The 22,989-nt window shown below is 73.0% G+C and carries 16 protein-coding genes and 2 pseudogenes; 9 read left to right on the top strand and 9 right to left on the bottom strand.

What is annotated here, in order from left to right; genetic code table 11:
• Nucleotides 1–13 precede the first annotated feature (13 nt).
• Both QF037_RS39415 and QF037_RS39410 read right to left on the bottom strand, forming a co-directional pair.
• On the bottom strand, nucleotides 14–775 hold the full coding sequence (locus tag QF037_RS39415; protein WP_307033678.1) for a GntR family transcriptional regulator: 762 nt from the start codon (nucleotides 773–775) through the stop codon (nucleotides 14–16).
• A gap of 166 nt (nucleotides 776–941) precedes the next feature.
• On the bottom strand, nucleotides 942–1,823 hold the full coding sequence (locus tag QF037_RS39410) for an RNA polymerase sigma-70 factor (RefSeq protein WP_307033676.1): 882 nt from the start codon (nucleotides 1,821–1,823) through the stop codon (nucleotides 942–944).
• 142 nt (nucleotides 1,824–1,965) lie between these two features.
• Here QF037_RS39410 and QF037_RS39405 point away from each other — a divergent pair, with 142 nt between their 5' ends.
• Nucleotides 1,966–2,796: an alpha/beta fold hydrolase gene (locus tag QF037_RS39405; protein WP_266832571.1), complete on the top strand. Its 831-nt coding sequence runs from the start codon at nucleotides 1,966–1,968 to the stop codon at nucleotides 2,794–2,796.
• Between the two features lie 81 nt (nucleotides 2,797–2,877).
• Here the strand turns inward: QF037_RS39405 and QF037_RS39400 are convergent.
• Nucleotides 2,878–3,666: pseudogene (locus QF037_RS39400) on the bottom strand (DMT family transporter); the annotation flags it as partial.
• A gap of 47 nt (nucleotides 3,667–3,713) precedes the next feature.
• On the opposite strand from QF037_RS39400, the gene pdxR reads away from it, so the two are divergent.
• The 5 genes and pseudogenes from pdxR to QF037_RS39375 all read left to right on the top strand — a co-directional run bounded on the left by pdxR (nucleotide 3,714) and on the right by QF037_RS39375 (nucleotide 12,643).
• On the top strand, nucleotides 3,714–5,189 hold the full coding sequence (gene pdxR, locus QF037_RS39395; RefSeq protein WP_307033674.1) for a MocR-like pyridoxine biosynthesis transcription factor PdxR: 1,476 nt from the start codon (nucleotides 3,714–3,716) through the stop codon (nucleotides 5,187–5,189).
• A gap of 150 nt (nucleotides 5,190–5,339) precedes the next feature.
• A pseudogene (locus QF037_RS39390) lies at nucleotides 5,340–6,910 on the top strand (alkaline phosphatase D family protein).
• 154 nt (nucleotides 6,911–7,064) lie between these two features.
• Entirely contained in the window at nucleotides 7,065–8,468 is a 1,404-nt protein-coding gene (locus QF037_RS39385) for an SWIM zinc finger family protein (RefSeq protein ID WP_307033671.1), read from the top strand.
• On the top strand, nucleotides 8,465–11,107 hold the full coding sequence (locus QF037_RS39380) for a DUF7824 domain-containing protein (protein WP_307033669.1): 2,643 nt from the start codon (nucleotides 8,465–8,467) through the stop codon (nucleotides 11,105–11,107). Before QF037_RS39385 ends, QF037_RS39380 begins: the two co-directional genes overlap by 4 nt.
• A 141-nt stretch (nucleotides 11,108–11,248) precedes the next feature.
• Nucleotides 11,249–12,643, top strand: a complete 1,395-nt coding sequence (locus QF037_RS39375; protein WP_307033667.1) for a GNAT family N-acetyltransferase — start codon at nucleotides 11,249–11,251, stop codon at nucleotides 12,641–12,643.
• A 4-nt stretch (nucleotides 12,644–12,647) separates the two neighbouring features.
• On the opposite strand, the gene QF037_RS39370 is transcribed toward QF037_RS39375, so the two are convergent.
• Nucleotides 12,648–13,850: a trans-sulfuration enzyme family protein gene (locus QF037_RS39370; protein ID WP_307033665.1), complete on the bottom strand. Its 1,203-nt coding sequence runs from the start codon at nucleotides 13,848–13,850 to the stop codon at nucleotides 12,648–12,650.
• A 60-nt stretch (nucleotides 13,851–13,910) separates the two neighbouring features.
• Here QF037_RS39370 and QF037_RS39365 point away from each other — a divergent pair, with 60 nt between their 5' ends.
• Both QF037_RS39365 and QF037_RS39360 read left to right on the top strand, forming a co-directional pair.
• On the top strand, nucleotides 13,911–14,402 hold the full coding sequence (locus QF037_RS39365; RefSeq protein WP_307033663.1) for an Lrp/AsnC family transcriptional regulator: 492 nt from the start codon (nucleotides 13,911–13,913) through the stop codon (nucleotides 14,400–14,402).
• A gap of 32 nt (nucleotides 14,403–14,434) precedes the next feature.
• The gene (locus tag QF037_RS39360) at nucleotides 14,435–16,123 is read left to right on the top strand and encodes a DUF885 domain-containing protein (RefSeq protein WP_307033661.1); all 1,689 of its coding nucleotides are present in this window, start codon (nucleotides 14,435–14,437) and stop codon (nucleotides 16,121–16,123) included.
• A gap of 24 nt (nucleotides 16,124–16,147) precedes the next feature.
• Here QF037_RS39360 and QF037_RS39355 read toward each other — a convergent pair whose 3' ends face one another.
• From QF037_RS39355 to QF037_RS39345, 3 genes are all read right to left on the bottom strand, one after another.
• On the bottom strand, nucleotides 16,148–16,981 hold the full coding sequence (locus QF037_RS39355; RefSeq protein WP_307033659.1) for an SDR family oxidoreductase: 834 nt from the start codon (nucleotides 16,979–16,981) through the stop codon (nucleotides 16,148–16,150).
• A gap of 41 nt (nucleotides 16,982–17,022) precedes the next feature.
• Nucleotides 17,023–17,541 carry an immunity 21 family protein gene (locus QF037_RS39350; RefSeq protein ID WP_307033658.1) on the bottom strand — a complete coding sequence of 173 codons (519 nt, stop codon included), beginning with the start codon at nucleotides 17,539–17,541 and terminating at the stop codon, nucleotides 17,023–17,025.
• Nucleotides 17,542–17,706: 165 nt separating this feature from the next.
• Nucleotides 17,707–18,189: a rhodanese-like domain-containing protein gene (locus tag QF037_RS39345; RefSeq protein ID WP_307033656.1), complete on the bottom strand. Its 483-nt coding sequence runs from the start codon at nucleotides 18,187–18,189 to the stop codon at nucleotides 17,707–17,709.
• Between the two features lie 145 nt (nucleotides 18,190–18,334).
• On the opposite strand from QF037_RS39345, the gene QF037_RS39340 reads away from it, so the two are divergent.
• Entirely contained in the window at nucleotides 18,335–18,781 is a 447-nt protein-coding gene (locus tag QF037_RS39340) for an Lrp/AsnC family transcriptional regulator (RefSeq protein ID WP_307033654.1), read from the top strand.
• 1 nt (nucleotide 18,782) lies between these two features.
• Here QF037_RS39340 and QF037_RS39335 read toward each other — a convergent pair whose 3' ends face one another.
• Nucleotides 18,783–21,776, bottom strand: a complete 2,994-nt coding sequence (locus QF037_RS39335) for an AAA family ATPase (RefSeq protein WP_307033652.1) — start codon at nucleotides 21,774–21,776, stop codon at nucleotides 18,783–18,785.
• A 34-nt stretch (nucleotides 21,777–21,810) separates the two neighbouring features.
• Nucleotides 21,811–22,983: an exonuclease SbcCD subunit D gene (locus QF037_RS39330; RefSeq protein ID WP_307033650.1), complete on the bottom strand. Its 1,173-nt coding sequence runs from the start codon at nucleotides 22,981–22,983 to the stop codon at nucleotides 21,811–21,813.
• Nucleotides 22,984–22,989: the final 6 nt, after the last annotated feature.

The following is a 22,989-nucleotide window of genomic DNA, read 5'->3' as shown; positions in this document are numbered from 1 at the left end:
GGCGCTGCGGCGGTCAGGACGCCCGGCGCTCCGGGTCCTCGTGGATCTCCACGCCGCCGGAGTCGCCGAAGGTCAGCCGGCAGGTGTCGGCGCGGTAGGTGGCGACGGACAGCGCGGCGGTGCGGCCCTGCGAGAAGAAGCGGGTCGTCACGACGAGGACGGGTGCCCCGGGCAGCCGGTCCAGCTGCTTGGCGTCGTCGGCGCGGGCCGAGCCCAGTTCCACGGCGCTGTCCTGGCCCTCCAGCCCCAGGCGCTGGAGCTCGCGCAGTACGGCACGCGCGCGGGCCGCACCGGACGGGGCGTCTATGGCGGAGAGGTCGGGCACCGAGGACTGCGGGATGTAGAGCAGTTCCGCGGCGACGGGCTGACCGTGCGTCATACGGGAGCGTCGGACGATGTGCACGGGTTCGTCGTGGCCGGTTTCCAGTGCCCCGGCGACGGCTGCCGACGGGACGTCCAGCGTGCTGTCGACGGACTGCCAGGCGTCCGGGGCCGTGCCCGGCCAGACATGGTGTTCCGTGCCGACGGCGACACCCACGCGGGGCGGGGCGACGGTCGTACCGACGCCGCGGCGGCGCTGGAGCCGGCCTTCCAGCTCGAGCTGCTCCAGGGCCTGGCGGAGCGTGGCGCGCGCGACGCCGAACCGGGCGGCGAGGTCGCGCTCGTTGGGCAGGATCTCCCCCACCGAGAACTCGGAGTCCAGCGCCTCAGTGAGCACGGTCTTGAGGTGCCAGTATTTCGGTTCCGGCACCGTTTCCAGCTGCGTGGTCCCCACCCTGTCCTCCGCAATCGCCGTGGTCCGGCGGCTTTTTAGCGCCCTTGTTTATTAAAGGTTGTTTCACTTCTCTGCGACCATAGGGCGGCCCCCACCCTTGGTCAAGACCAATCCTCGATGACGACGAAGCCCCCGTCGTGGGACGGGGGCTTCGCGCTGCGGTTCGCTACGCGGCGAGCGACTGGAGTTTGTCGGGGTTGCGTACGACGTAGACCGACTGGATCCGGCCGTCGACCACGTCCAACTGGAAGACCGAGTCGGGCTTGTCGCCCGACAGGAGCAGCAACGCGGGGCCGCCGTTGAGCTCCAGGAAGCGGAAGGACATGTCCGGGACGCCCTTGCGTGCGGCGCCGACGAGGAAGCGGCCCACCTTGTCCGCCGTCTCGATGACGCGCAGCGGCGCCTTGGACTTGCCGCCGCTGTCGCTGACGAGGCGGACGTCGGGGGCCAGCATCGACATGAGCCCCTGGAGGTCGCCCTCAGCGGCGGCGGCGAGGAAGCGCTCGGTGAGATCCCGGCGCTGGACGGGGTCGACGTCGTAGCGGGGCCGTCGTTCCTCGACGTGCTTGCGGGCCCGCCCGGAGAGCTGGCGCACGGCCGCTTCACCCTTGTCGAGCATGGTCGCGATCTCCGCGTACGGGTAGCCGAAGGCCTCCCTCAGCACGAACACCGCCCGCTCCAGCGGCGACAGGGACTCCATGACGACGAGGACGGCGAGGGAGACCGAGTCGGCGAGGACGGCGCGCTCCGCGGTGTCCGGGACCATGTCCCCGAAGTCCGTGACGTACGGCTCCGGCAGCCATGGGCCGACATACGCCTCGTTGCGCGCCTTGACCTGGCGCAGCCGGTCGATGGCCAGGCGGGTCGTGACACGCACCAGGTAGCCGCGCGGTTCGCGCACCTCGCTGCGGTCCGCGCCGGACCAGCGCAGCCAGGCCTCCTGGACCACGTCCTCAGCGTCTGCCACCCGGCCCAGCATGCGGTAGGCGACGCCCACCAGGACGGGGCGGTGTTCTTCGAATACGTCGGTCACGGTGTCGGTGGTCACGACACCATCCCAGCCGACGTCCCGCGTGCTGTCCAGGCGAGTCCGGCACGTGCCACACAAAGGGGCTACCCGTCGGTAGCAATTGCTGACAAGCTGTCTACACGCCGTCCGGCTGCGAGTCCCAGACGAGGAGCACACGTACATGGCCGCCACTGTCTCGTTCAAGGTCCCTTCCCCGCACGGCCCGCGGACCGTGACCGTCGACTACGCGCGCGTGGGCAGCGGCGAACCGCTGCTCCTGTTGCACGGCATCGGTCACCACCGGCAGGCCTGGGACCCGGTCGTGGACATCCTGGCGACCGAGCGCGAGGTCATCGCCGTGGATCTGCCCGGCTTCGGCGCGTCCCCGGGGCTGCCGGACGGACTGACCTACGACCTCGCCACCACGACCGCCGTGTTCGGCGCCTTCTGCGAGGCGCTGGAACTCGACCGGCCGCATGTCGCGGGCAACTCGCTCGGCGGCCTGCTCGCCCTGGAACTCGGCCGCGAGAAGCTCGTACGGTCCGTCACCGCCCTCTCCCCCGCGGGGTTCTGGTCGGAGGCGGAGCGGCGTTACGCCTTCGCCGTGCTGCTCACCATGCGCGGTATAGCCCTGCGGATGCCCCGGCCGATGGTCGAGCGGCTGTCCCGCTCGGCGGCCGGCCGCACCGCGCTCACCAGCACCATCTACGCCCGCCCGGCCCGCCGTTCACCGGAGGCCGTCGTCGCCGAGACCCTCGCGCTCGTGAACGCGACCGGCTTCGCCGAGACCCTCCGCGCGGGTGGCTCCGTGCAGTTCGTCGACGACATCCCCGGTGTTCCGGTCACCGTGGCCTGGGGCAGCAAGGACCGTCTGCTCCTGCGCCGGCAGGGGGTCCGCGCCAAGCAGATCATCCCCAAGGCCCGCCTCGTGCGGCTGCCCGGCTGCGGCCACTGCCCGATGAACGACGACCCGGCGCTCGTCGCGCGCGTGATCCTCGACGGCAGCCGCTGACCTGTTCGACGCACGAGACCCCAGGGCGACTCCGGCGCCGACGACGGCGCTCCCGGCGGCCTGCGCCACACCGTAGGAGCCCGTTGCGACGAGCGGGGCGGTGCAGGCGGCGGCGACCGGGATGAGACCGGAGAACAGCGTGGCGCGCTCTGCGCCGATCCGCTGCATGCCCATGTACCAGCACACGAACCCGACGACCGTGACGACCGCCGCCTGCCACAGCAGCGCGGCGGCCTCGGTCCGGTCGGGCGGGCGCAGCCACGCCGTGCCGTCCACGACCAGTCCGGCCGCCAGGGACTCGAGCGCGGCGATCCCGCACACCGTCGCCGACAGCAGCCGTGGCCCCAAAGGCCGCAGCACGGGCACGGCGAGAACCGCGAAACCGACCTCTCCCACCAACGCGCACACCGAGAACGCCAGGCCCGCGCCGTCCGTCCGCCCCCAGCCCTGGACCGTGAAGGCGCCCAGGGCCACGAGCAACGCCCCGTACAGGACGGCACGTTGGGGACGGCGGCCGTCCAGAAGGGGCACGACGACGGCCACCACGACCGGCGCGCAGCCGACGAAGACACCGGGGACGGCGGGCTCGGCCGTACGTTCCGCCGCGATGACGGCCATGTTGAAGCCGACCATGCCGACGGCCGCGAGCAGCGCGAGACGGGCCCAGCGCCGGGGCGCGAGCGCCCGCAGCCGGGCCGTCGCACCGCGCCCCACCAGCGGCACGAGCAGCAGACAGGCGAGGCTGTAACGCAGGAACTGGCCGCCCGCGTAGGGGTAGTCGCCCAGGACGCTGTTGGCGGTGAAGGACGCGCCGACGAGGACGCAGGCGAGTGCGGCGAGGAGCGTTCCGCGGGTGGTGGTGGCGTTCATGGGAACGACGCTAGGGAGCGGGGTGGTCCGCATTAAGGTCCATTCCCATGACGTCATCGGAGACCAATCGGAAGCGGGCCACGGCGTCGGGCGGCGAGTCCGGCCCCGTGTCGGACGAGCGGGCGGGCTCCGCCGCCTGGGAGTTGTTGCTCCCGCTCGGCTCCGCACCCGCACGCTCGCGTGGACGTGCGCTGCAGGCGGCGCTGCGGGAGGCGGTCCGGTCGGGGAAGCTCCCGCCGGGGACCCGGTTGCCGTCGAGCCGGGACCTGGCCGGTGACCTCGGTGTGTCGCGCGGGCTCGTGACGGAGGCGTACGAGCAGCTGACGGCCGAGGGGTATCTGCGCAGCGGGCGGGGGGCGGGGACCTGGGTGGGCGGTGCCGTGCGCTCCGTCGAACCGCGCGCGCGTGATCTCGCGCCGCGTCCCCCCGGCGCCCGCGCGGACTTCGTGCCCGGGACGCCCGACCTGTCCCTGTTCCCGCGCGCCGCCTGGGCCGCGGCACAGCGCGGGGTGCTGGCGGAGCTGCCGCACCACGAACTCGGCTATCCCGATCCGCGCGGGCTGCCCCGGCTGCGCACCGCCCTGGCCGAACTCCTCGCCCGCCGCCGTGGCGTGGTGGCCGACCCGGAGCGGATCGTGGTGGTGTCCGGGGTGGCCCAGGCGTCGAGCCTGCTCGGCTTCGCCCTCCACGCGCGCGGGCTGCGCGAGGTGGGCGTGGAGGATCCCGGCAGTCCGCAGCACGACGGCCTGTACGCCGCGGCGGGCGTCACCACGGTGCCCGTGCCGCTGGACGAGGACGGACTGGCCGTCGAACCCCTGCGGGCCTCGGGCGTGCGGGCCGTCGTGACCACACCGGCTCACCAGTACCCCACCGGGATCGCGTACTCCGCGCGCCGGCGAGCCGAACTGCTCGACTGGGCGCGGTCCGTGGACGGGTTCGTCCTGGAGGACGACTACGACGGTGACTTCCGCTACGACCGTGCCCCGGTCGGCGCGCTCCAGGGCCTCGATCCCGACCGCGTGGCCTACGCGGGCTCCGTCAGCAAGTCCCTCGCCCCGGGACTGCGGCTGGGCTGGCTGCTCGTACCGGAGTCACTCGCCGACGAGGTGATCGAACGCAAACGGACCATGGACCTCGGCCATCCCACACTCGACCAGGCGCTGTTCGCCCGTTTCGTGGAGCGCGGTGACTACGACCGTCAACTGCGCCGCTGCCAGCGCGCCTACCGCCAGCGGCGCGACGCACTCGTGGCCGCTCTGGAGGAGTACTTCCCCGGCGCGAAGGTGTCCGGGATCGCCGCGGGGCTGCACGTCATCGCCACGCTGCCGGAGCACTACGGGCCCGAGGAGCACTTCCTCGCGCGCGTCGCCGCGGCCGGGGTGGCCGTCCGTCCGTTGTCGGACTGCACGCACGCGCGTGCCGAAGGCTCCGCGGAGACCCGGCTCGTGGTCGGATACGCGCATCTGTCCCCCGCGCGGATCCGTTCGGGCGTACGGCTGATGGCCGACGCGGGCTCCGGGTGAGGGTCGGCGTACCTCGTCGTGTCCGCGAATCGCACACCGGTTCCCTTACGCCCGCGGTCAGTTGTTCACTTGTGGTTTGCGTGTGCGCTGCGGCGCACGAGTAGTTGTGGCATCGCACACTGGCCGGATCCCGTCCTTGGAGGCGCATCCATGTCACATCGTCCGCTCCCCGCCCGCCGCACCGTCCTGCGCGGCTCCCTGGTCGCTTCGGCGGCCCTGGCCCTGCCCGCCGCCGGTTCGGCACCGGCTTTCGCCCGATCCGGGCGTCCCGAGGCGGGGTGGGGCGTGCAGACGGGCGACGTGACCTCGGACTCGGGGCTGGTGTGGGTGCGCTCCGACCGTCCGGCGCGCATGATCGTCGAGACGTCCGCGACCGAGTCGTTCCGCAACCCGCGCCGCTGGCACGGCCCGCTGCTCGGCGCGGACACCGACTTCACCGGCACCACCCGGCTGCACGGCCTCCCGCCCGGCGAGCAGATCCACTACCGCGTACGGCTGGCCGACCCCGACGACCCGCGCCGTACCGGCGAGCCGGTCACCGGCACGTTCCGCACGGCCTCGGCCAGGAGGCGCGACGGCGTGCGTTTCGTCTGGTCGGGCGACCTGGCGGGGCAGGGCTGGGGCATCAACCCGGACCTCGGCGGATACCGGATCTACGACGCGATGGCCGCCCTGGACCCCGACTTCTTCGTCTGCAGCGGCGACAACATCTACGCCGACGGCCCGCTCTCGGCGTCCGTCACCCTCCCCGACGGCAGCACCTGGCGCAATGTCACCACCGAGGAGAAGGCGAAGGTCGCCGAGACGCTGGCCGAGTTCCGCGGCAACTTCCGCTACAACCTGCTCGACGACAACCTCCGGCGGTTCAACGCCCAGGTCCCCTCGATCGTCCAGTGGGACGACCACGAGGTGACCAACAACTGGTTCCCCGGCGAGATCCTCGCCGACTCCCGCTACACCGAGAAGAACATCGACGTGCTGGCCGCGCGCGCCCGCCAGGCGTTCTCCGAGTACTTCCCGGTCTCGACCCTGCGCCGCCCCGACGGCCGGGTGTACCGGGTGGTCCACCACGGCCCGCTCCTCGACGTGTTCGTGCTGGACATGCGCACCTACCGCAACGCCAACTCGCCGGACGACCAGAGCACCGACCCGCAGGGCATCCTCGGCGCCGGGCAGCTGGCCTGGCTCAAGCGGGAACTGGCCCGCTCCCGGGCGGTGTGGAAGGTGATCGCCTCGGACATGCCGCTCGGACTGGTCGTGCCGGACGGCACGGACGGCAAACCGAACATCGAGGCCGTCGCCCAGGGCGACCCGGGTGCACCGCTCGGGCGTGAGCTGCAGATCGCGGAGCTGCTGCGGTTCATCAAGCACCGGCGGATCACCGGCACGGTGTGGCTGACCGCCGACGTCCACTACACCTCGGCCCAGCCTACCAACCGTCCCGGGCCGCCTTCACCGACTTCGAACCGTTCTGGGAGTTCGTGTCGGGCCCGCTCAACGCCGGCGCCTTCCAGGCCAACACGCTGGACGGCACCTTCGGCGCGGAGCGGGTGTTCGTCAAGGCGCCGCCGACCGCGAACGTCTCGCCCGCCGGCGGCTACCAGTTCTTCGGCGAGGTCGACATCGACGGCGGCAGCGGTGAGCTGACGGTCCGGCTGCGGGAGTCGGACGGCACCGTGCTGTTCACACAGGTGCTCCAGCCGGGCCGTGTGGGCCAGTGACTCCCGTACTCTCGTAGGCGGGCCGCGTCCCGGCGTCATCCCCCGGTGCGCGGCCTGCGTGTTCTCCCGGCCCATGACCCTGCGAACTCCCGCTCACCCAGGGCGTTTTCGCAGGTCAGGGCCGATTGTCAGTGGTCGCCCCTACGGTCTTTCCATGACGCGATCTCTGCAGGCCGTGGCCTATCGCCGACCCTCCGCACTGGAGTCCGCAGCGGGCTCACAGCGCCTGGGGCTCGAGACCTCACGGGGTGCGACGCCCTCGGGCGCCGAGGACCATCCGCGGTTCTTCGCGGGCTTCCTGACGTCCCCTCAGGTGGCTTCCGCCGGGCTGCTCGCGGTGGCCGACGTCGCGGCCGCGCGCTACTTCCAGCCGCAGCTGCGCGCCTCGCTGGACCCGGTGGTTACGGGCAACGGCGACCGGCTGCGCTTCGAGTCCTTCTCCGGCTGCGGCGGGGTCTACGCCCGCCTCGACGTGCTGGCGCCCGGCCTGGACGGCGGCGAGGTGGGACACGGCACGACGAACGTCGACGTCAACAACCCGCTGCGCGAGGCGCTCTCGCGGATCGGCGCGGACGACCCGCTCCATCTGCGGGTCGGCCCCGAGGAGCTGGCCGTGACCACGCTCGACGGCCCGGTCGTGGAGAAGAAGGTGCCGCTCCCCGACCGCTGGCTGCGCGGCTTCGCGGAGGCCCAGGTGATCGCCGCGGGCTTCGACCTGCGGGCCGAGTTGCCCGCCGCCGAGGCCGTGCGGTTCCTGCGGACGCTGCCTCGCGGCGGCGGACGCGGCGCCCCGCGCTGGGTGGTGCCGGCGGGCGGCACGCTGCGGCCGACCACCCGCGCGGTGCCGGGTGCGGTGTGCCTGCCGGGGCCGGAGCGGCTGGTCGCGCTCCAGCGGGTGCTGCGGCACGCGACGGCCCTGCGGGTGTACGGCCCGGCGGTCGCCCCGGGCTCCGGCAGTGCCGCCACGGCCGGCGCCTGGGAGGCCGTCCTGCCGGGCATGCGGCTCACCCTGACGCTGTCGCCCGACTCCTCACGCGGGTTCTCCGGCGAGGGCGGCGTCCTCGACGCGCTCGCGACCGACGAGGCCGCGGAGGACGCCGAGCTGCTCTCGGTGCTCCTGGCATGGGAACCCCGCGTCGACGTCGCCGACCTCGCCGCCGCGGCGGGACTGACTACCGACCGGGTCCGGGCGGCACTGGTCCGCCTGGGCACCTCGGGCCGCGTCGGGTACGACACGGCGGAGGCGGCCTACTTCCACCGGGAGCTGCCCTACGACGCCGAGCGCGTGGAGCGCCACAACCCGCGGCTGCGGTCGGCCCGGGCACTGGTGGCGGCGGGTGCGGTCGCCCCGGAGGGCACGGGCGGCACGGTCACGGCCGAGGACGGACATGTGCACCGGGTCCGGGACGAGGCGGGGGTGCTCAGCTGCAGTTGCCTGTGGTGGGCGAAGTACCGGGGCGGGCGCGGGCCGTGCAAGCACGCGCTGGCGGTGCGCATGACGCGGCGGGGTGCCGCGGTGGAGCAGGAGACGGTTCGGGTCGACGGGGGTGTGCGATGAGCGAGCTCATCGACGCGGTGCGGGGCGGGCGGACGGCCGAGGTGCTGGGTCTGCTGGACGGCATGACGGACGCGGAACGGCGGGCGGCCTTCCCCGAGTTGAAGGAGCTGCGCAAGGAGCTCCGGGCGGATCGCTGGGGTACGGCCGCGCGGCGCGCGCACCCTGCCCTGCACGTGGCGGGCGCGGCCTGCCAGACCGGTGCGGCGGCGGTGGCGAGCTGGCTCGGGGCCTCCGACATGAGCTGGTGGCAGGCGCAGCCGGCGGTGCTGCTCGATGTGCTGGGCGACCGTGATCCCGCGTGGCTGGCGGACGTGGCGCACCGGCTGGCACAGCGTCCGGCCGGTGCCGACGTGGCGTACGAGCTGGTGTCCGGCCTGGTGCGGCTCTCGGGCTGTCCGGTGCCGACGACGGACGCGTACGTCCGGGGCTGGCTGCTCCACGTCGGCACCACCTGGCCTCGCGAGGGCACCGTGCAGGACCGGCTGCGCCGGGAGCCGCATCTCGCGCAGTTGGTGGCCGCCGTCTTCGAGACGGACGACATGGGTTCCCTGCTGGGGTGGTTGTCCGGTGACGGACCGAACAGCTGGACCGGGGCTCTGGCCGGGCTCACGGCCGAGGGCACGCTCGACCGGCGGACGATGGTCGACGCGTGTGTCGCACGGCTCCTGCGGGGCGGCCGGCCCGCCGATCACCGGGTGTTCCTCCGCCTCCTCACGACACTGGACCTCACTCGCGACGAAGAGCGCGAACGGACGGCGGACTGGCTGGCCCTCGCCGCGGACGGCACGTCGACGGTGGCCTCGCACGCACAGTCGGTCCTGGGCTCCCTGGCCCTGGACGGCGCCCTGCCCGTGCGCCGGCTCGCCGAGATGTCGGCCGCCGTGCTGTTCCGTACGGAGAAGAAGCTGGTACGGGCCCAGCTCGCCCTGTTGGGCAAGGTGCTCGCACGGAACGCCGGCACGGTCGACGAGCTGCTGCCGACCGCCGCCCACGCGTTCGGGCACGAGGACTCGGATGTGCAGGAGCGGGCGCTGAAGCTGGTCGAGCGGTATGCCGGGAAGGCCGGCGCCGGGGTGCGGGACGAACTGATCGTCTCGGCGGACCAGTTGATCCCGGCGTTGCGCATCCGGGCGGTCGGCGTGCTGGGGGCGGCACCGGCGGCATCGCAGACCGTGGTTCACGAGGAGGTGCTGCCACCGGCCCCGGAGCCGGTGCGGCTCGCTCCCGCGCCCGGGTCGGCCGCCGAACTCGCCGAGGAGGTGGGGGCGTTGCTGGCGTCCGGCGGGGACGTGGCGACGTTCGAGCGCACCCTGGACGGGCTCGTGCGCCGTGCCCACCAGGACCGGGACTCCCTGATCGAGGCGCTCGGCCCGGTCGTGGCACGCCTGTGGTGGGTTGTCGGCGACCCCGAGCATGAGCGGCAGTACGCCTTCGGTGGCCGTCTGTCCTCCCTCGAAGTGGTGCTGGCGACGCTGCTGGGCAAGGTGCGTACCGACACGCTCCACAGCGCGGTCCAGCACGGCACGTCGGCGCGCGCCTGCGTACACAGCCCGCTGGCGCAGGCCTTCAACGCCCGCGTCGCGGAGGTCGCGTACCGGATCGCCACCGATCCGCTGCCGTTCCTGCTGTCCACACCCGGCTGGACCACGGGGCTGCTGGAGCCCGACGAGCTGGTGGCCCGCCTCGACGAGTACCGGTGCCTCGGTGCGCGGGTGTCGGCGGCGGACTTCGACCAGGCGCTGCTCCGCGTGCGCCGCACGGACAAGGCGGCGTCCGCGGCGGCGGCCGAGAAGGCGGCGGCGCTCGGCACACCGGAGGGGAAGCGCCTGGCCCGATGGCTCGCCTCGGGGCCGCCGGCGCTGCCCACGTACCGGCGGCGGACGGCGGGAGCGCGCCTGGTGGTGGAGCTCGGTGAACTCCCGGAGCTGCAGGAGGATTTCGGCCGCGAGTTCCGTCATCTGGGCCGGCCGGTGAATGTGTACGGGGACCACTGGCACTGCCACCACTGGGACGACACCGCCCGTCAGCACTGGCTCGCTCTCCTCCCCGAGCGCCGCGAACTCGTCGCGGCCCGCGTCCTGCGCGATGTCTCGACCGTCGCCGTCGACGACGCGCGAGGAGCCGCCGCCGTACTTCCGCTGCTCGCCGAGTCCGGCGGCGAGGCGGGTGACGCCGTGCATCTGTGCCTGGCGTACGGGCTCGGGGCCCGGCACGAGGAGGATCGACTCGCCGCCGTGGACGCCCTGCTGGTACTCGCCGCGCGGGCGCAGCTCGATGGGGCGTTGCTGGGCGCGGACCTCGGACAGCTGGTGCGACGCGGGGCCGTGAAGCCGTTGCGGCTGGCGGAATCGGTGCGTGCGGCGGCGGCGACCGGGGCGAACGCCACCATCTGGGGGCTGCTGCGGCACACCCTGCCCGTGCTGCTCGCCGACCTCGCCACCGGCGGTCCGGACGGCCAGGCCGCGAAGGTCCGGGGCCTGGGTGAACTGCTGGCCGTGGCCGCGGAGTGCGCCGAGCGGTCCGGGGCGCGGGGCGAGCTGCCGCATCTGGCCCGGGTCGCGGACCGGCGCGGCTCGTCCCGACTGGTGACGCAGGCCCGGCGGTTGCACGGCGCGCTGGCTCTGGCGGCGGCCGCTTGACCGTCGCTCCCCTGCACCGTCTGCCTCAGCGCAAACGTAAGAACAGCCACAAATGGTGCAGATCTAGTCTTTACCGCCCGGTCACAAAGCGTTCGTGATCACGCAACACCGTTCCTTCACAGTGGCTGTATGAAACGAGAAATGTCCGATGTGACGCGTGCGAGGCATGGCCGTCCGGTCCACCACTGGCGGCGGGACGTCATCGAACTCGCCGCACTCTTCACGGCGGTCGCGGTGGCGGACGCCGTCGCGAATCTGGTCGGGCACGGACCCGACGGTCCGGCGCTGCTGCTGATCTCGGCGGTCGCACTGGTCGCCACGGCGGCGTTCCACACATGGTGGGCACGACACCACGGTCACGCACCGCCGATCGACGCCACCGATATCGACGCCCGGCCGCTCTCCCCGGAGCAGGCCGGGCCGTCCGAGCAGTCCCCGGCCGAGGCCGGGGCGAACACGCTGTGGCGGATGCGGACGACGGTGAAGGACGAGCCGGGATCACTGGCCGCGCTGTGCACGGCGCTCGCCGGTCACCGGGTCGACATCCTCAGCCTGCAGACGCATCCACTGGCCGAGGGCACGGTGGACGAGTTCCTGCTGCGGGCGCCCGGTTCGCTGGAGGCGTCCGGCATCACCCGGGCGGTCTCGCTGGCCGGCGGTGCCGGTACCTGGATCGAGCGGGCCGACGCCCACGACCTGGTCGACGCTCCGACCCGGGTCCTCGGTCTCGCGACCCGTACCGCGCTGGACGCGGCGGAACTCCCGCTGACGCTGCGGCAGTTGCTGGGCCGGTGCACGATCCGGCAGTCGCCCGCGGGTCCGGGGCCCGAGACCGTGCCCACCGAGGGCGCGCTCGAGGACACGGTGATGCGGCTGCGGGCGCCGGAAGGCGGAGTGATCACCGTCGAGCGGCCCTATCTGCCGTTCACCCCGACCGAGTTCGCGCGGGCGCGGGCCCTGGTGGAGCTGGACGCGGTGCTCGGCCCCCGGGTGCCGCGCAGCCAGGACGTACTGACGCTGCCCGAGGGCAACGACATCACCGTACGCCGGGCCGACGTCGGCGACCTGGACGCGGCGAAGGCGATGCACGAGCGCTGCTCGCAGCGGACGTTGTCGCTGCGATATCACGGGCCGGTGGGCGACGCGGACCGGTACCTGAACCACCTGCTCAGTCCGCGCTTCGGGCGGACCGTCGCCGTGGAGACGACCTCGGGCCGGATGGTCGGGCTGGGTCATCTGCTGTGGGACGGGGACGAGACGGAGGTCGCGCTGCTCGTGGAGGACGAGTGGCAGCGGCGCGGTATCGGTGCGGAGTTGCTCCGCAGGTTGGTGGGGATGGCTCTTGAGGCCGGGTGCGAGAGTGTGTACGCGGTGACTCAGGCGTCCAACACGGGGATGGTCGCGGCGATGCGGGGGCTGGGGCTCCCCCTCGACTATCAGATCGAGGAGGGGACCCTGGTGATCACTGCGCGGCTGGACGGGGTCGCCGCGCTGGGAGAGGGCATGGTCAGTGTGACGAACGCAGAAGCGCCGTAGCGACTCAGGGGGCGCCGGCGACTGCGGGGGCGTTGTGGCTGATCGCGTAGTTCCCCGCGCCCCTTCCCGGCACAAGGCCCAGCGCGTTGTTCAGATCCGACCAGAGATCCTCCAGGTCCTCCAACCCCACCGACATCCTCAGCAGCCGGTCGCTGACCCCTGCCTCCCGCCGGTCGCCCTCGTTCACGATGCGGTGGCTGATGGACGCCGGGTGCTGGATCAGGGTGTCCACGCTGCCCAGGCTCACCGCCGGGGTGATCAGGCGGACGCCCGCGATCACCTCGTGCGGGTCGCCGTGGACCTCGAAGGCGATCATCGCGCCGCCGATGCGCGGGTAGTGGACCCGGGCGATCCGGGGGTCGGCGGCGAGGCGGCGGGCCAGTTCGGCGGCGTTGGCGGAAGCGGCGCGGACGCGGACCGGCAGGGTGGAGAGGCCGCGCAGCAGCAGATATCCGGCCAAGGGGTGCAGGACGCCGCCCGTGGCGAAACGGACCTGCCGCAGCCGTCCGGCGAACTCCTCGTCGCAGGCCACCACCCCCGCCATCACGTCTCCGTGCCCGCCGAGGTACTTGGTGGCGCTGTGCAGCACCAGCCGCGCGCCCTGCTCCACAGGGCGCTGGAGCACGGGCGTGGCGAAGGTGTTGTCCGCGAGCAGCGGGACCGAGCCGCAGGCATGGGCCACCGCCCGCAGGTCCACCTCGGCCAGGGTCGGGTTCGCCGGGGACTCCACCATGACCAGGCCGGTGTCGGGGCGCAGCGCGTCCGCGATGCCCGCAGGGTCGGTCCAGGTCACCTCGGAGCCGAGGAGTCCGGCGGTGAGCAGGTGGTCGCTGCAGCCGTACAGGGGGCGGACGGCGACGACATGGCGCAGGCCGAGGGAGGCCCGTACGAGAAGTACCGCGCTCAGCGCGGCCATGCCGCTGGCGAACGCCACGGCGGACTCGGTGCCCTCCAGACGGGCCAGGGCCGTCTCGAAGCGGGCGACGGTCGGGTTGCCGAGACGGCCGTAGACGGGCGGGCCCTCCGGGTCGGCGCCTGTGGTGGCGAAGGCGTCGATACGGGCGGCCTCGCCTCGGCTGTCGTACGAGGGGTAGGTGGTCGACAGGTCGATGGGCGGGGCGTGCAGTCCCTGCCGGGCGAGGTCGTCGCGGCCGGCGTGAACGGCTTCGGTGGCCAGGGCTCTCATGGGCGCAGGCGTCGTCTCCATGCGGGCAAGAGTGAACACCGACCGGGGTAAGTGATCCAAACACCGTGCTACGTTCGACCAATGGCCGAATCTGTCGTACTGGATCCGGTGGACCTTCATCTTCTGCGGCTGCTGCAGAACGACGCCCGGACCACCTATCGCGACCTCGCCGCCCAGGTGGGGGTCGCGGCGTCGACCTGTCTGGACCGGGTGACCCGGCTGCGGCGCGCCGGCGTGATCCTCGGCCATCAGCTGCGGCTGGACCCGACGAAGCTGGGGCGCGGCCTTGAAGCACTGCTGTCCGTGCAGGTCAGGCCGCATCGGCGGGAGTTGGTGGGGCCGTTCGTGGAGCGCATCCGGGCACTTCCGGAGTCACGGACCGTCTTCCATCTGACCGGCCCTGACGACTATCTGGTCCATGTCGCGGTCGCGGACATGACGGACCTGCAGCGGCTGGTCCTGGACGAGTTCACCGCCCATCGTGAAGTGGCCCGGGTGGAGACGCGTCTGATCTTCCAGCAGTGGGACTGCGGACCCCTGCTGCCGCCTACGCCCTCGGCTCAATCCGCGTGACGTGCGCGGCCCCTCGTATGAGGATGGACCGCATGTCAGAGACCAAGAGCCAGCTGCCCCGTGAGGTCGCCGACACCTACGTCGACGACCTCATCGCCCTCGATCCGATCACCGGTACGTACCTCGGCGTGAAGGAGAGTTCGAGCAGGCTGCCCGACACCTCACCGGCTGGCCAGGAGGCGCTCGCACAGTTGCAGCGGGCCACACTCGCCCGGCTCGACGAGGCCGAGCGGCAGCCCGGTGCGGACAGTGACAGCGAGCGCCGCTGCGCCCGGCTGCTGCGCGAGCGGCTCACCGCGGAGCTCGCCGTGCACCAGGCGGACGAGGGGCTGCGCTCGGTCGGCAACATGGCGACGGCGGCACACTCGGTGCGCGAGGTGTTCACCGTGACGCCGACCGGGACCGAGGAGGAGTGGGCGGCGATCGCCGAACGGCTGCGGGCCGTGCCGGCCGCGTACGCGGGGTACCGCGAGTCCCTCGCGCTCGGCCTGGAACGCAAGCTGTACGCGTCCCCGCGCCCCACGGCCACCTTCGTCGAGCAGCTCACCGAATGGGCGGACACGGGTGCGGGCCGCGGCTGGTTCGAGGACTTCGCGGCGGACGGTCCCGAGGCCCTGCGCGCCGATCTCGACGAGGCCGCCCGCGCCGCGACCGCCTCCGTCGCCGAGCTGCGGGACTGGATGCGGGACGTGTACGTGCCGGCGATCGAGGGCGCGCCGGACACGGTGGGGCGTGAGCGCTACGCCCACTGGTCGCGTTACTTCAACGGCACGGACCTCGACCTGGACGAGGCGTACGCGTACGGCTGGTCCGAGTACCACCGCCTCCTCGCCGAGATGAAGAAGGAGGCCGAGAAGATCCTCCCCGGCGCCGAGACGCCGTGGGCGGCGCTCGCGCACCTCGACGAGCACGGCAAGCACATCGAGGGCGTCGACGAGGTCCGGGACTGGCTCCAGGCCCTGATGACCCAGGCGATCGAGTCGCTGGACGGCACGCACTTCGAACTGGCCGAGCGGGTACGGAAGGTGGAGTCCTGCATCGCGCCGCCCGGCGGCGCGGCGGCCCCGTACTACACGCCTCCGTCGGAGGACTTCTCCCGCCCGGGCCGCACCTGGCTGCCGACGATGGGGCAGACCCGCTTCCCGGCGTACGACCTGGTCTCGACCTGGTACCACGAGGGCGTCCCGGGTCATCACCTCCAGCTCGCGCAGTGGGTGCACGTCGCCGACAGCCTCTCCCGCTACCAGGCCACGGTCGGCATCGTCAGTGCCAACGCCGAGGGCTGGGCGCTGTACGCGGAGCGGCTGATGGACGAGCTCGGGTTCCTCACGGACGCGGAGCAGCGGCTCGGCTATCTCGACGCGCAGATGATGCGGGCCGCGCGGGTCATCGTGGACATCGGCATGCATCTGGAGCTGGAGATCCCGGCCGACTCGCCGTTCCACCCGGGCGAGCGGTGGACGCCGGATCTGGCGCAGGAGTTCTTCGGGGCGCACAGCAGCCGTCCGGCGGACTTCGTGGAGAGCGAGCTGACCCGCTATCTGACGATTCCGGGCCAGGCGATCGGCTACAAGCTGGGCGAGCGGGCGTGGCTGCTGGGCCGGGAGAACGCGCGGCGCCGCCACGGCGACGCCTTCGACCTCAAGGCGTGGCACATGGCGGCGCTCTCGCAGGGCTCCCTCGGCCTCGACGATCTGGTGGACGAGCTCTCCGCGCTCTGAGTCAGCGCCGGAACCCGCTCGGAGTCAGCGCCGGAATCCGCCCTCCGAGTCGATCACCTGCCCGGTGACCCAGCCCGCCTCGTCCGTCGCCAGCCAGGCGATGAGGCGGGCGGGGTCGTCCGGCATGCCCCAGCGGCCGGCGGGGAAGCGGGCCGCGACGGCCTCGTACGCCTCGCCGGTGAGGTAATCCGTGTCCACGGGGCCGGGGTTGACGGTGTTCACCGTGATCGCCTGCTCGGCGAGCGCGGTCGAGAGCGAGCGGGTGACGGAGGCCAGGGCGCCCTTCTGGAGGGCGTAGGCGATCTCGCCCGGCATGCCGCCGGCGATGTCCTGGCCGGAGGTCATCATCACGATCCGGCCGCCCGGGGTGTCCGAGCGGCGGCGGGTGTAGGCCTGCACGAGCAGCAGTACCGAGCGGGTGTCGACCGCCCAGTGCGCGTCGAGCATGGTCGCGTCGATCTCGTCGAGGGTGCCGTCACTGCCGCTGAGGGCGTGGTTGGCGACCAGGATGTCGAGGCGGCCGCCGAGCGCGGAAACGGCGGTGTCGATCAGTTCGGCTGGGGCGGCCGGGTCGGACAGGTCACCGGGGCCCGCTGCGATCCGGGCCTGTGGATCGCCTTGTGCCGCGCGCACGAAGGCGAGCACGTCCTCGGGGCGGTCGGCGCCCCACGGCTGGGCGGCGTCGTGCGGCACGTGGTGGTGCAGGTAGACGCTCGCCCCGTAGGCGGCCAGCCGGCGGGCCACCGCGTGCCCGATGCCGCCGCGTCTGCTGGCGCCGGTGACCAGGGCGGTGCGACCGCGCAGGGGCAGCGGGTCGCGGCGGAGCGATTCGGGTGCGGGGTGCGGGAGTCGGGGCATGGACGACCATGTTGGTCAGGGCGCTTCTGTGGCGCACATGATTATTCGTGCGCCAGCGGCCTCAGTTGTACGAGTCCCAGCCATGTCTCCGGGCCGGGCCGCACATGCGCCGCCCGCACCGCGTAACGGCCGGGGTCCAGCGCGATCCACACATGATCGGTGCGCAGCGAGTCGCTCCCGGGCCACGCGGCGTCGAACAGCAGCACCGGTCCCGGCACGTTCCAGGCGACCTCGGGCCCCCACACGGCGGTGTCGAGCGCCGTCGGCACCTCGGCCAGCAGCCGCTCCTCGGACTCCCCCGCGGACCACCGTACGAAGATGCCGTGGTCCGGCAGATACGTGGTGGAGGCGGGCTCGTCGCCGAGCACGAGCGCGGCGCTGTCCCCGACGGGCAGCAGTCCGACGTATCCGTCCACCTCGCAGGCCCGGTCGTAGTCCGAGGCCAGTTCGTCGCCGTCGGCGCCCGCCCAGAACGGAAGCACCGTCTCCGGCACCGCTATCAGCGGCCCGCCGCCCGACTCGACCCACTCCGCCGCGCCCGGCTCCGCATATCGCACCATGACGCGGAATCTACCGCGTGCATGACAGCTCGCGTCGGTGGATGCCAAAAAAGCGGAACATCGGATTCAGCTATCGCGCCCGTTCGCGGAGCGTCCGGTTCAGCAGCACGGACTGACGGCGTAGCGCCAGGCGCACCAGCATGACCCTGCGGCGGAGCGCCAGGCTCAGCACCCGCAGCTCTCCGCGCCCACCGGCGCCGTCAGCGGGTCGGTGTCCCGGCGCTCCGCGCCCTCCCAGGTCTCGAACGCGAAACCCTCACGCGCCCAGTACTCGAAGCCGCCGAGCATCTCCTTGACCTGGTAGCCGAGTTCGGCGAGGGCCAGGGCCGAGCGGGTGGCGCCGTTGCAGCCGGGGCCCCAGCAGTACGTCACGACCGGCACGTTCTTGTCGAGGAGCTGCTCGGCCTGCTCCGGGACGAGCGCGGTCGGCAGGTGGACGGCGCCCGGGATGTGGCCCTGGTCCCAGGCCTCGGTGGAACGGGAGTCGAGGACGACGAAACCGGGGTCGCCGTCGGCGGCGAGGGCGGCGGCGACGTCGGACACGTCGGCGTGGAAGACGAGGCTCGCACGGAAGTAGGCGGCGGCCTCGGCCGGAGCCGCGGGGGCGACCCGCAGGACGGGGTTGACGACGGCGGTGCTGGTGCTCATGCTCTGGCCTTTCCCTGACGGTTCTCGTGGCGTATGTCCACGACTCTCCACGACCAGAAATCTACGGCCGGTGATCACGATTCAGAAGTGTCGATCCCCGGCCTCCGGCTTGATCCGCCGGTGATTCCCCTGCTATCTCTCGGGCATGACCGCGTTTTCCCCGGACGCCACCGACTGGCGCATTCTCGATGTCCTCCAGCGGGAGGGCCGGGCCAGCTTCGCCGAGCTCGCCCGTGCCGTCTCCATGTCCCCGAGCGCGGTGACCGAGCGGGTGCGCCGGCTGGAGGAGGCGGGGGTGATCCAGGGGTACTCCGCGGTGGTCGACCCGGACCTGCTGGGGCTGCCCATCCTGGCGTTCGTGCGGCTGCGGTACCCGAACGGCAACTACAAGCCGTTCCACGACCTCGTCGAGGTGACGCCGGAGATCCTGGAGGCGCACCACGTCACGGGTGACGACTGCTTCGTCATCAAGGTCGCCGCCCGGTCGATGCGGCACCTGGAGGAAGTGTCGGGCAAGATCGGCTCGCTGGGCTCGGTGACCACGAGCGTCGTCTACTCCTCGCCGCTCCCCCGCCGCCCGCTGGGCCGCTGACTCACTCCGTGCCGCGCTGGCGCAGCGCCGACCCGGCCCGCCCCTTCACGACCTCCAGCTGTGCGTGGATACGGCGCCGCAGATCCGCGACATGGCTCACGATGCCGACGCTGCGGTCGCGTTCACGCAGGGAGTCGAGGACGTCGAGGACCTCGTCGAGGGTCTGGTCGTCGAGGCTGCCGAACCCCTCGTCGATGAAGAGGGTGTCCAGGCGGACCCCGCCGGCCTCGTCGGTGACGACGTCCGCGAGCCCGAGGGCGAGGGCGAGCGAGGCGAAGAACGTCTCGCCGCCGGAGAGCGTGGCGGTGTCCCGCTCACGGCCGGTCCAGGCGTCGACGACATGCAGCCCGAGCCCGCTGCGGCCGCGCCCCGCCCGGTCGTCGGAGTGGACGAGGGTGTAGCGACCGGAGGACATCCGCAGCAGCCGCACGCTCGCGGCGGCGGCGACCTGCTCCAGGCGGGCCGCCAGGACGTACGACTCCAGCCGCATCTTGCGCTCGTTGTCCGCCGAGGTCCCCGCCGCGAGGGAGGCGAGGCGGGCGACGCGGTCGTACTCCTCGCGCAGCGGGGCGAGTCGGCGGACTGAGCCGGCCGCGCGCGTGGAGAGCCGGTCCAGGTCGGCGCAGCGCCGGGCCGCGGCGTCGCGCGCGGAGGCGGCGTCGCGCACCCGCTGGGCCGCAGAAGCGGCTCCCCGCTCTGCCGACGCGAGGTCGGCAGACGGCTGCCGGGCGGCATCCGCGGTCTCGGGTTCGGCGAGGACGGCCCGCACGGCGGCCTCCTCGGACTGCCAGGCGTCGAGCCGCCGTTGAAGTTCGCGGTGGGCGGCGTCGTCGAGAAGGGCTTCCGCCGCCGCTTGCGGTGTGTCGAAGCCGGCCCGGAAGGCGGCGTCGGCGAGCCGGGCGTCGGCGTCCTTGAGTCGCTGGGCGGTGTCCTCGGCGGCGCGGGCGGCGTCGGCGGCGTCGGTGAGCAGGGCGGTCTGCCGCTCCAGCTGCGCGGCCCGCGCGGTCACACTGTCGGCGGGGCCGCGCGCCTGGGTCAACTCCGCCTCCAGCAGGGCCCGTTCCTGGTCCAACCGCTCCCGGTGCCCCACCCGCGAGGCCGCCCGGACCTCGGCCTGCTGCCGTGCGGTGGTCCGCTGCTCGTGCTCGGCCTCGGCACGGCGGAGCTCCTCGCGCGCGGGGTGCAGGTCCGAGGCGTCCCGGTGAGCCTGGGCGTACAGCCGCTCCAACTCCTCGAACGTTGAGGCGAGTTGCCCGGTGGGGGTGTCCCCTGCCTCCGCCGTGGCGGCGGCCAGCGCCTCGCGTACGGTGCCCAGGCGCCGTTCCTGCTCGACGAGCCGTTCGTCCGCCTGCTGGTAGGCGGCCAGCGCGCGCTCCTCGGCCTCCCGGTCGACGTGCCCGGCGTCCTTGCGGGCCGGGGCCGGGTGGTCGGCCGAACCGCAGACGGCACAGGGCTCACCGTCCGCGAGCTGCGCGGCGAGCTCGGCGGCGATGCCGTTCAGGCGCTGTTCCTTGACGTCGAGCCAGTGCGCCTTGGCCGCGAGCGCCTCCTCCTGGGCGACGCGGAGGCGATCGGCGATGGTGTCCGTGTCGCCGGCCAACTGATCCCGCATCCGTGCGGCGTTGAGCCGCTTCTGCGCGGGCTCGCGCTGCACTCCGAGCTGCTCGGCCCGCGTCGCGGCCTCCTGCGCGGAGTCGATCCGGGACTGGAGCCCGGCGCGGATCGTCTCCCACCCGACGAGCCACGCCTCCGCCTCCTGGAGAACGTCCTCGTCCGCACGCTCCTGACGGTCCAGCCCCGCCCGCTCGGCGACGAGTTCCGCCAGCCGCTGCTCGCCGCGCCGCGCCGACTCCAGCCCGCCCAGCTCCTCCGCCGCCCGGCGGGCGGCGGCCGCGAGCCCGGCCGCACCGGCGCCCGCGAAGGTCTCCGGCAGCAGGGCACGCGCACGTGCCTGTGCGACGTCCGCTCTGCCGTGCTCGGCGTCTGCGGCCTCCCGCAGCTCCAGCGCGGGCGCCACGGCCTCCGCCTTGCGGGCCCGCTCCATGCGGGCCTGTGCCTGCCGGTAGCCGTCGGAGCGCTCCGCCATCAGGGCGGCCCGGTCCCGCGCCTGTGCGAACCGCTGTTGCAGCCGCGCCAGTTCGCGTACGTCGGCCAGTGTGCGTTCGGCGGCGGCCTGGGCCGACTCGGCGGCCGTGAGACGGCTGTGGGCGATGGTCAGCTGTTCACGGGCGGTGCTGCGGGCGATCGCGGCGGCGCTCATAACGGCGTCGGCGAGGCCCGGTTCGCCCGGTGCGGCGTCGGGGAGCCGCATGGCGTCACCGGCCGCCTGCTGCATACGGTGGGCGTCGGCGAGGAGTTCGGTGTCGCCGTCGCGTACCTGGGTCTCGGTGGCACGGCGGCGTTCGGCGAGGCGCTTCTCGACCTCGGCGAAGCGGTGGGTGTCGAAGAGCCGGCCCAACAGCCGGCCGCGCGCCTCGGCGTCGGCGCGCAGGAAGCGGGCGAAGTCGCCCTGGGGCAACAGCACGACCTGGCAGAACTGCTCGCGGCTCATGCCGAGCAGCTGGGTGATCTCCTCGCCGATCTCCTGGTGGGAGCGGCTGAGGTCCTTCCAGGTACGGGCCTGGGCGTCGTACTCGCGCAGCCAGCTCTGGGCCTTGTCCAGGGTGCTGCCCGAACCGCGCTTCTTGGGACGCTCCCACGGCGGCTGCCGGGTGATCTCCAACCTGCGTCCGGCGACGGTCAGTTCGAGGCGGACCTCGGTGCGGGTGGCGGCAGCGGCGTGGTCGCTGCGCAGGGTCATGCCCTGGCCGGACTGGCGGGCGCCCGGGACGGAGCCGTAGAGCGCGTAGCAGACGGCGTCGAGGACGGAGGTCTTGCCCGCGCCGGTCGGTCCGTGCAGCAGGAAGAGACCGGCCGTCGACAGTGCGTCGAAGTCCACGCTCTGGGAGCCGCCGAAGGGCCCGAACGCGGTGATGTCCAGACGGTGCAGCCTCACCGGGCGCCCTCCCCTGTCTGCGTCGCGCGGGGCGTCACCGCGCCACCTCCCGTACCGTCTCGTCCGCCCGGACCGCGTCGAACGCGTCCCGCAGCACACCCTGTTCGTGTTCGTCGGGCCCCGCACCGCGCACATGGGCAACGAAGTCCTCGGCGATCTCCTGGTCGCTGCGGTCCGCGAGCCGCTGGGCGTAGGACACGTCGGGGTCGTCCGGGGCCCGCTCGGGATCGAAGGCGAGGCTGAGGGTGTGCGGGAAGCGCTCGGTGAGACGGGCCATCGGGTCGGCGGGGCGGACCGCGTCGGTGAGGGTCGCCTCGACCCACGCCTCCTCGTGGCGTGTGAGCTCCGGGTCGGCGAGCAGATCCTCCAGCGTTCCGCGGATGCGGGCCAGCGCGCGGGGCACCGGGCAGTCGATGCGCTCGGCGCTCACCGCGCCCTCGGCGTCCAGGTCGACCAGCCACATGCTCTTGCGGTGGCCGGCCTCCGAGAAGGAGTACGGCAGCGGGGAGCCGGAGTAGCGCACGCGCTCGGTGATGGTCTGGCAGCCGTGCAGATGTCCCAGCGCCGCGTAGTCGACGCCGTCGAAGACGCCGGCCGGCACGGCGGCCACTCCGCCGACCGTGATGTCCCGCTCGCTGTCGCTGGCCTCACCGCCGGTGACGAAGGCGTGGGCGAGGACGACGGACCGCGTCTTGCTCTGTCCCTGCGCGCGTGCGGCGAGGTCGGCGCGGACGCGGTCCATGGCGGCGGCGAGCACGGCCTCGTGACCGGCCTTGTCCACACCGAACTCGTCCTTCACCAGGGCGGGTTCCAGATACGGCAGCCCGTAGAAGGCCACGTCCCCATGGGCGTCCGCGAGCACCACCGGTGTCCCGCATGCCGCGGGCTCGGTCCGCAGATGGATGCCCGCGCGGTCGATGAGGCCTGCGCCCACGCCCAGTCGACGGGCGGAGTCGTGGTTCCCGGAGATCATCACCGTGGGCACACCGAGGTCGGCCAGCCGGTGCAGGGCGTCGTCGAACAGCTCGACCGCGGCGAGTGGCGGCACCGCCCGGTCGTACACGTCTCCCGACACGACCACGGCGTCCACGCCGCGCTCGCGCACGGTGGTGACGAGATGGCCGATGAACTCGGCCTGCGCCCCGAGCATGTTGACGCGGTGGAACGCCCGGCCGAGATGCCAGTCGGAAGTGTGCAGCAGTCGCATGATCCC

The sequence above is a fragment of the Streptomyces canus genome, assembly GCF_030815415.1.
Lineage (GTDB): Bacteria > Actinomycetota > Actinomycetes > Streptomycetales > Streptomycetaceae > Streptomyces > Streptomyces canus_F.
This window is presented reverse-complemented; position numbering and strand designations above follow the sequence as displayed.

Bases quoted from the DNA above. Each gene is read 5' to 3' on its own strand.
- QF037_RS39330 (WP_307033650.1), bottom strand. From the start codon at position 22,983: ATGCGACTGCTGCACACTTCCGACTGGCATCTCGGCCGGGCGTTCCAC.
- QF037_RS39405 (WP_266832571.1), top strand. From the start codon at position 1,966: ATGGCCGCCACTGTCTCGTTCAAGGTCCCTTCCCCGCACGGCCCGCGG.
- QF037_RS39380 (WP_307033669.1), top strand. From the start codon at position 8,465: ATGAGCGAGCTCATCGACGCGGTGCGGGGCGGGCGGACGGCCGAGGTG.
- QF037_RS39385 (WP_307033671.1), top strand. From the start codon at position 7,065: ATGACGCGATCTCTGCAGGCCGTGGCCTATCGCCGACCCTCCGCACTG.
- QF037_RS39375 (WP_307033667.1), top strand. From the start codon at position 11,249: ATGTCCGATGTGACGCGTGCGAGGCATGGCCGTCCGGTCCACCACTGG.
- QF037_RS39350 (WP_307033658.1), bottom strand. From the start codon at position 17,541: ATGGTGCGATATGCGGAGCCGGGCGCGGCGGAGTGGGTCGAGTCGGGC.
- QF037_RS39370 (WP_307033665.1), bottom strand. From the start codon at position 13,850: ATGGAGACGACGCCTGCGCCCATGAGAGCCCTGGCCACCGAAGCCGTT.
- pdxR (WP_307033674.1), top strand. From the start codon at position 3,714: ATGACGTCATCGGAGACCAATCGGAAGCGGGCCACGGCGTCGGGCGGC.
- QF037_RS39360 (WP_307033661.1), top strand. From the start codon at position 14,435: ATGTCAGAGACCAAGAGCCAGCTGCCCCGTGAGGTCGCCGACACCTAC.
- QF037_RS39355 (WP_307033659.1), bottom strand. From the start codon at position 16,981: ATGCCCCGACTCCCGCACCCCGCACCCGAATCGCTCCGCCGCGACCCG.
- QF037_RS39345 (WP_307033656.1), bottom strand. From the start codon at position 18,189: ATGAGCACCAGCACCGCCGTCGTCAACCCCGTCCTGCGGGTCGCCCCC.
- QF037_RS39365 (WP_307033663.1), top strand. From the start codon at position 13,911: ATGGCCGAATCTGTCGTACTGGATCCGGTGGACCTTCATCTTCTGCGG.
- QF037_RS39340 (WP_307033654.1), top strand. From the start codon at position 18,335: ATGACCGCGTTTTCCCCGGACGCCACCGACTGGCGCATTCTCGATGTC.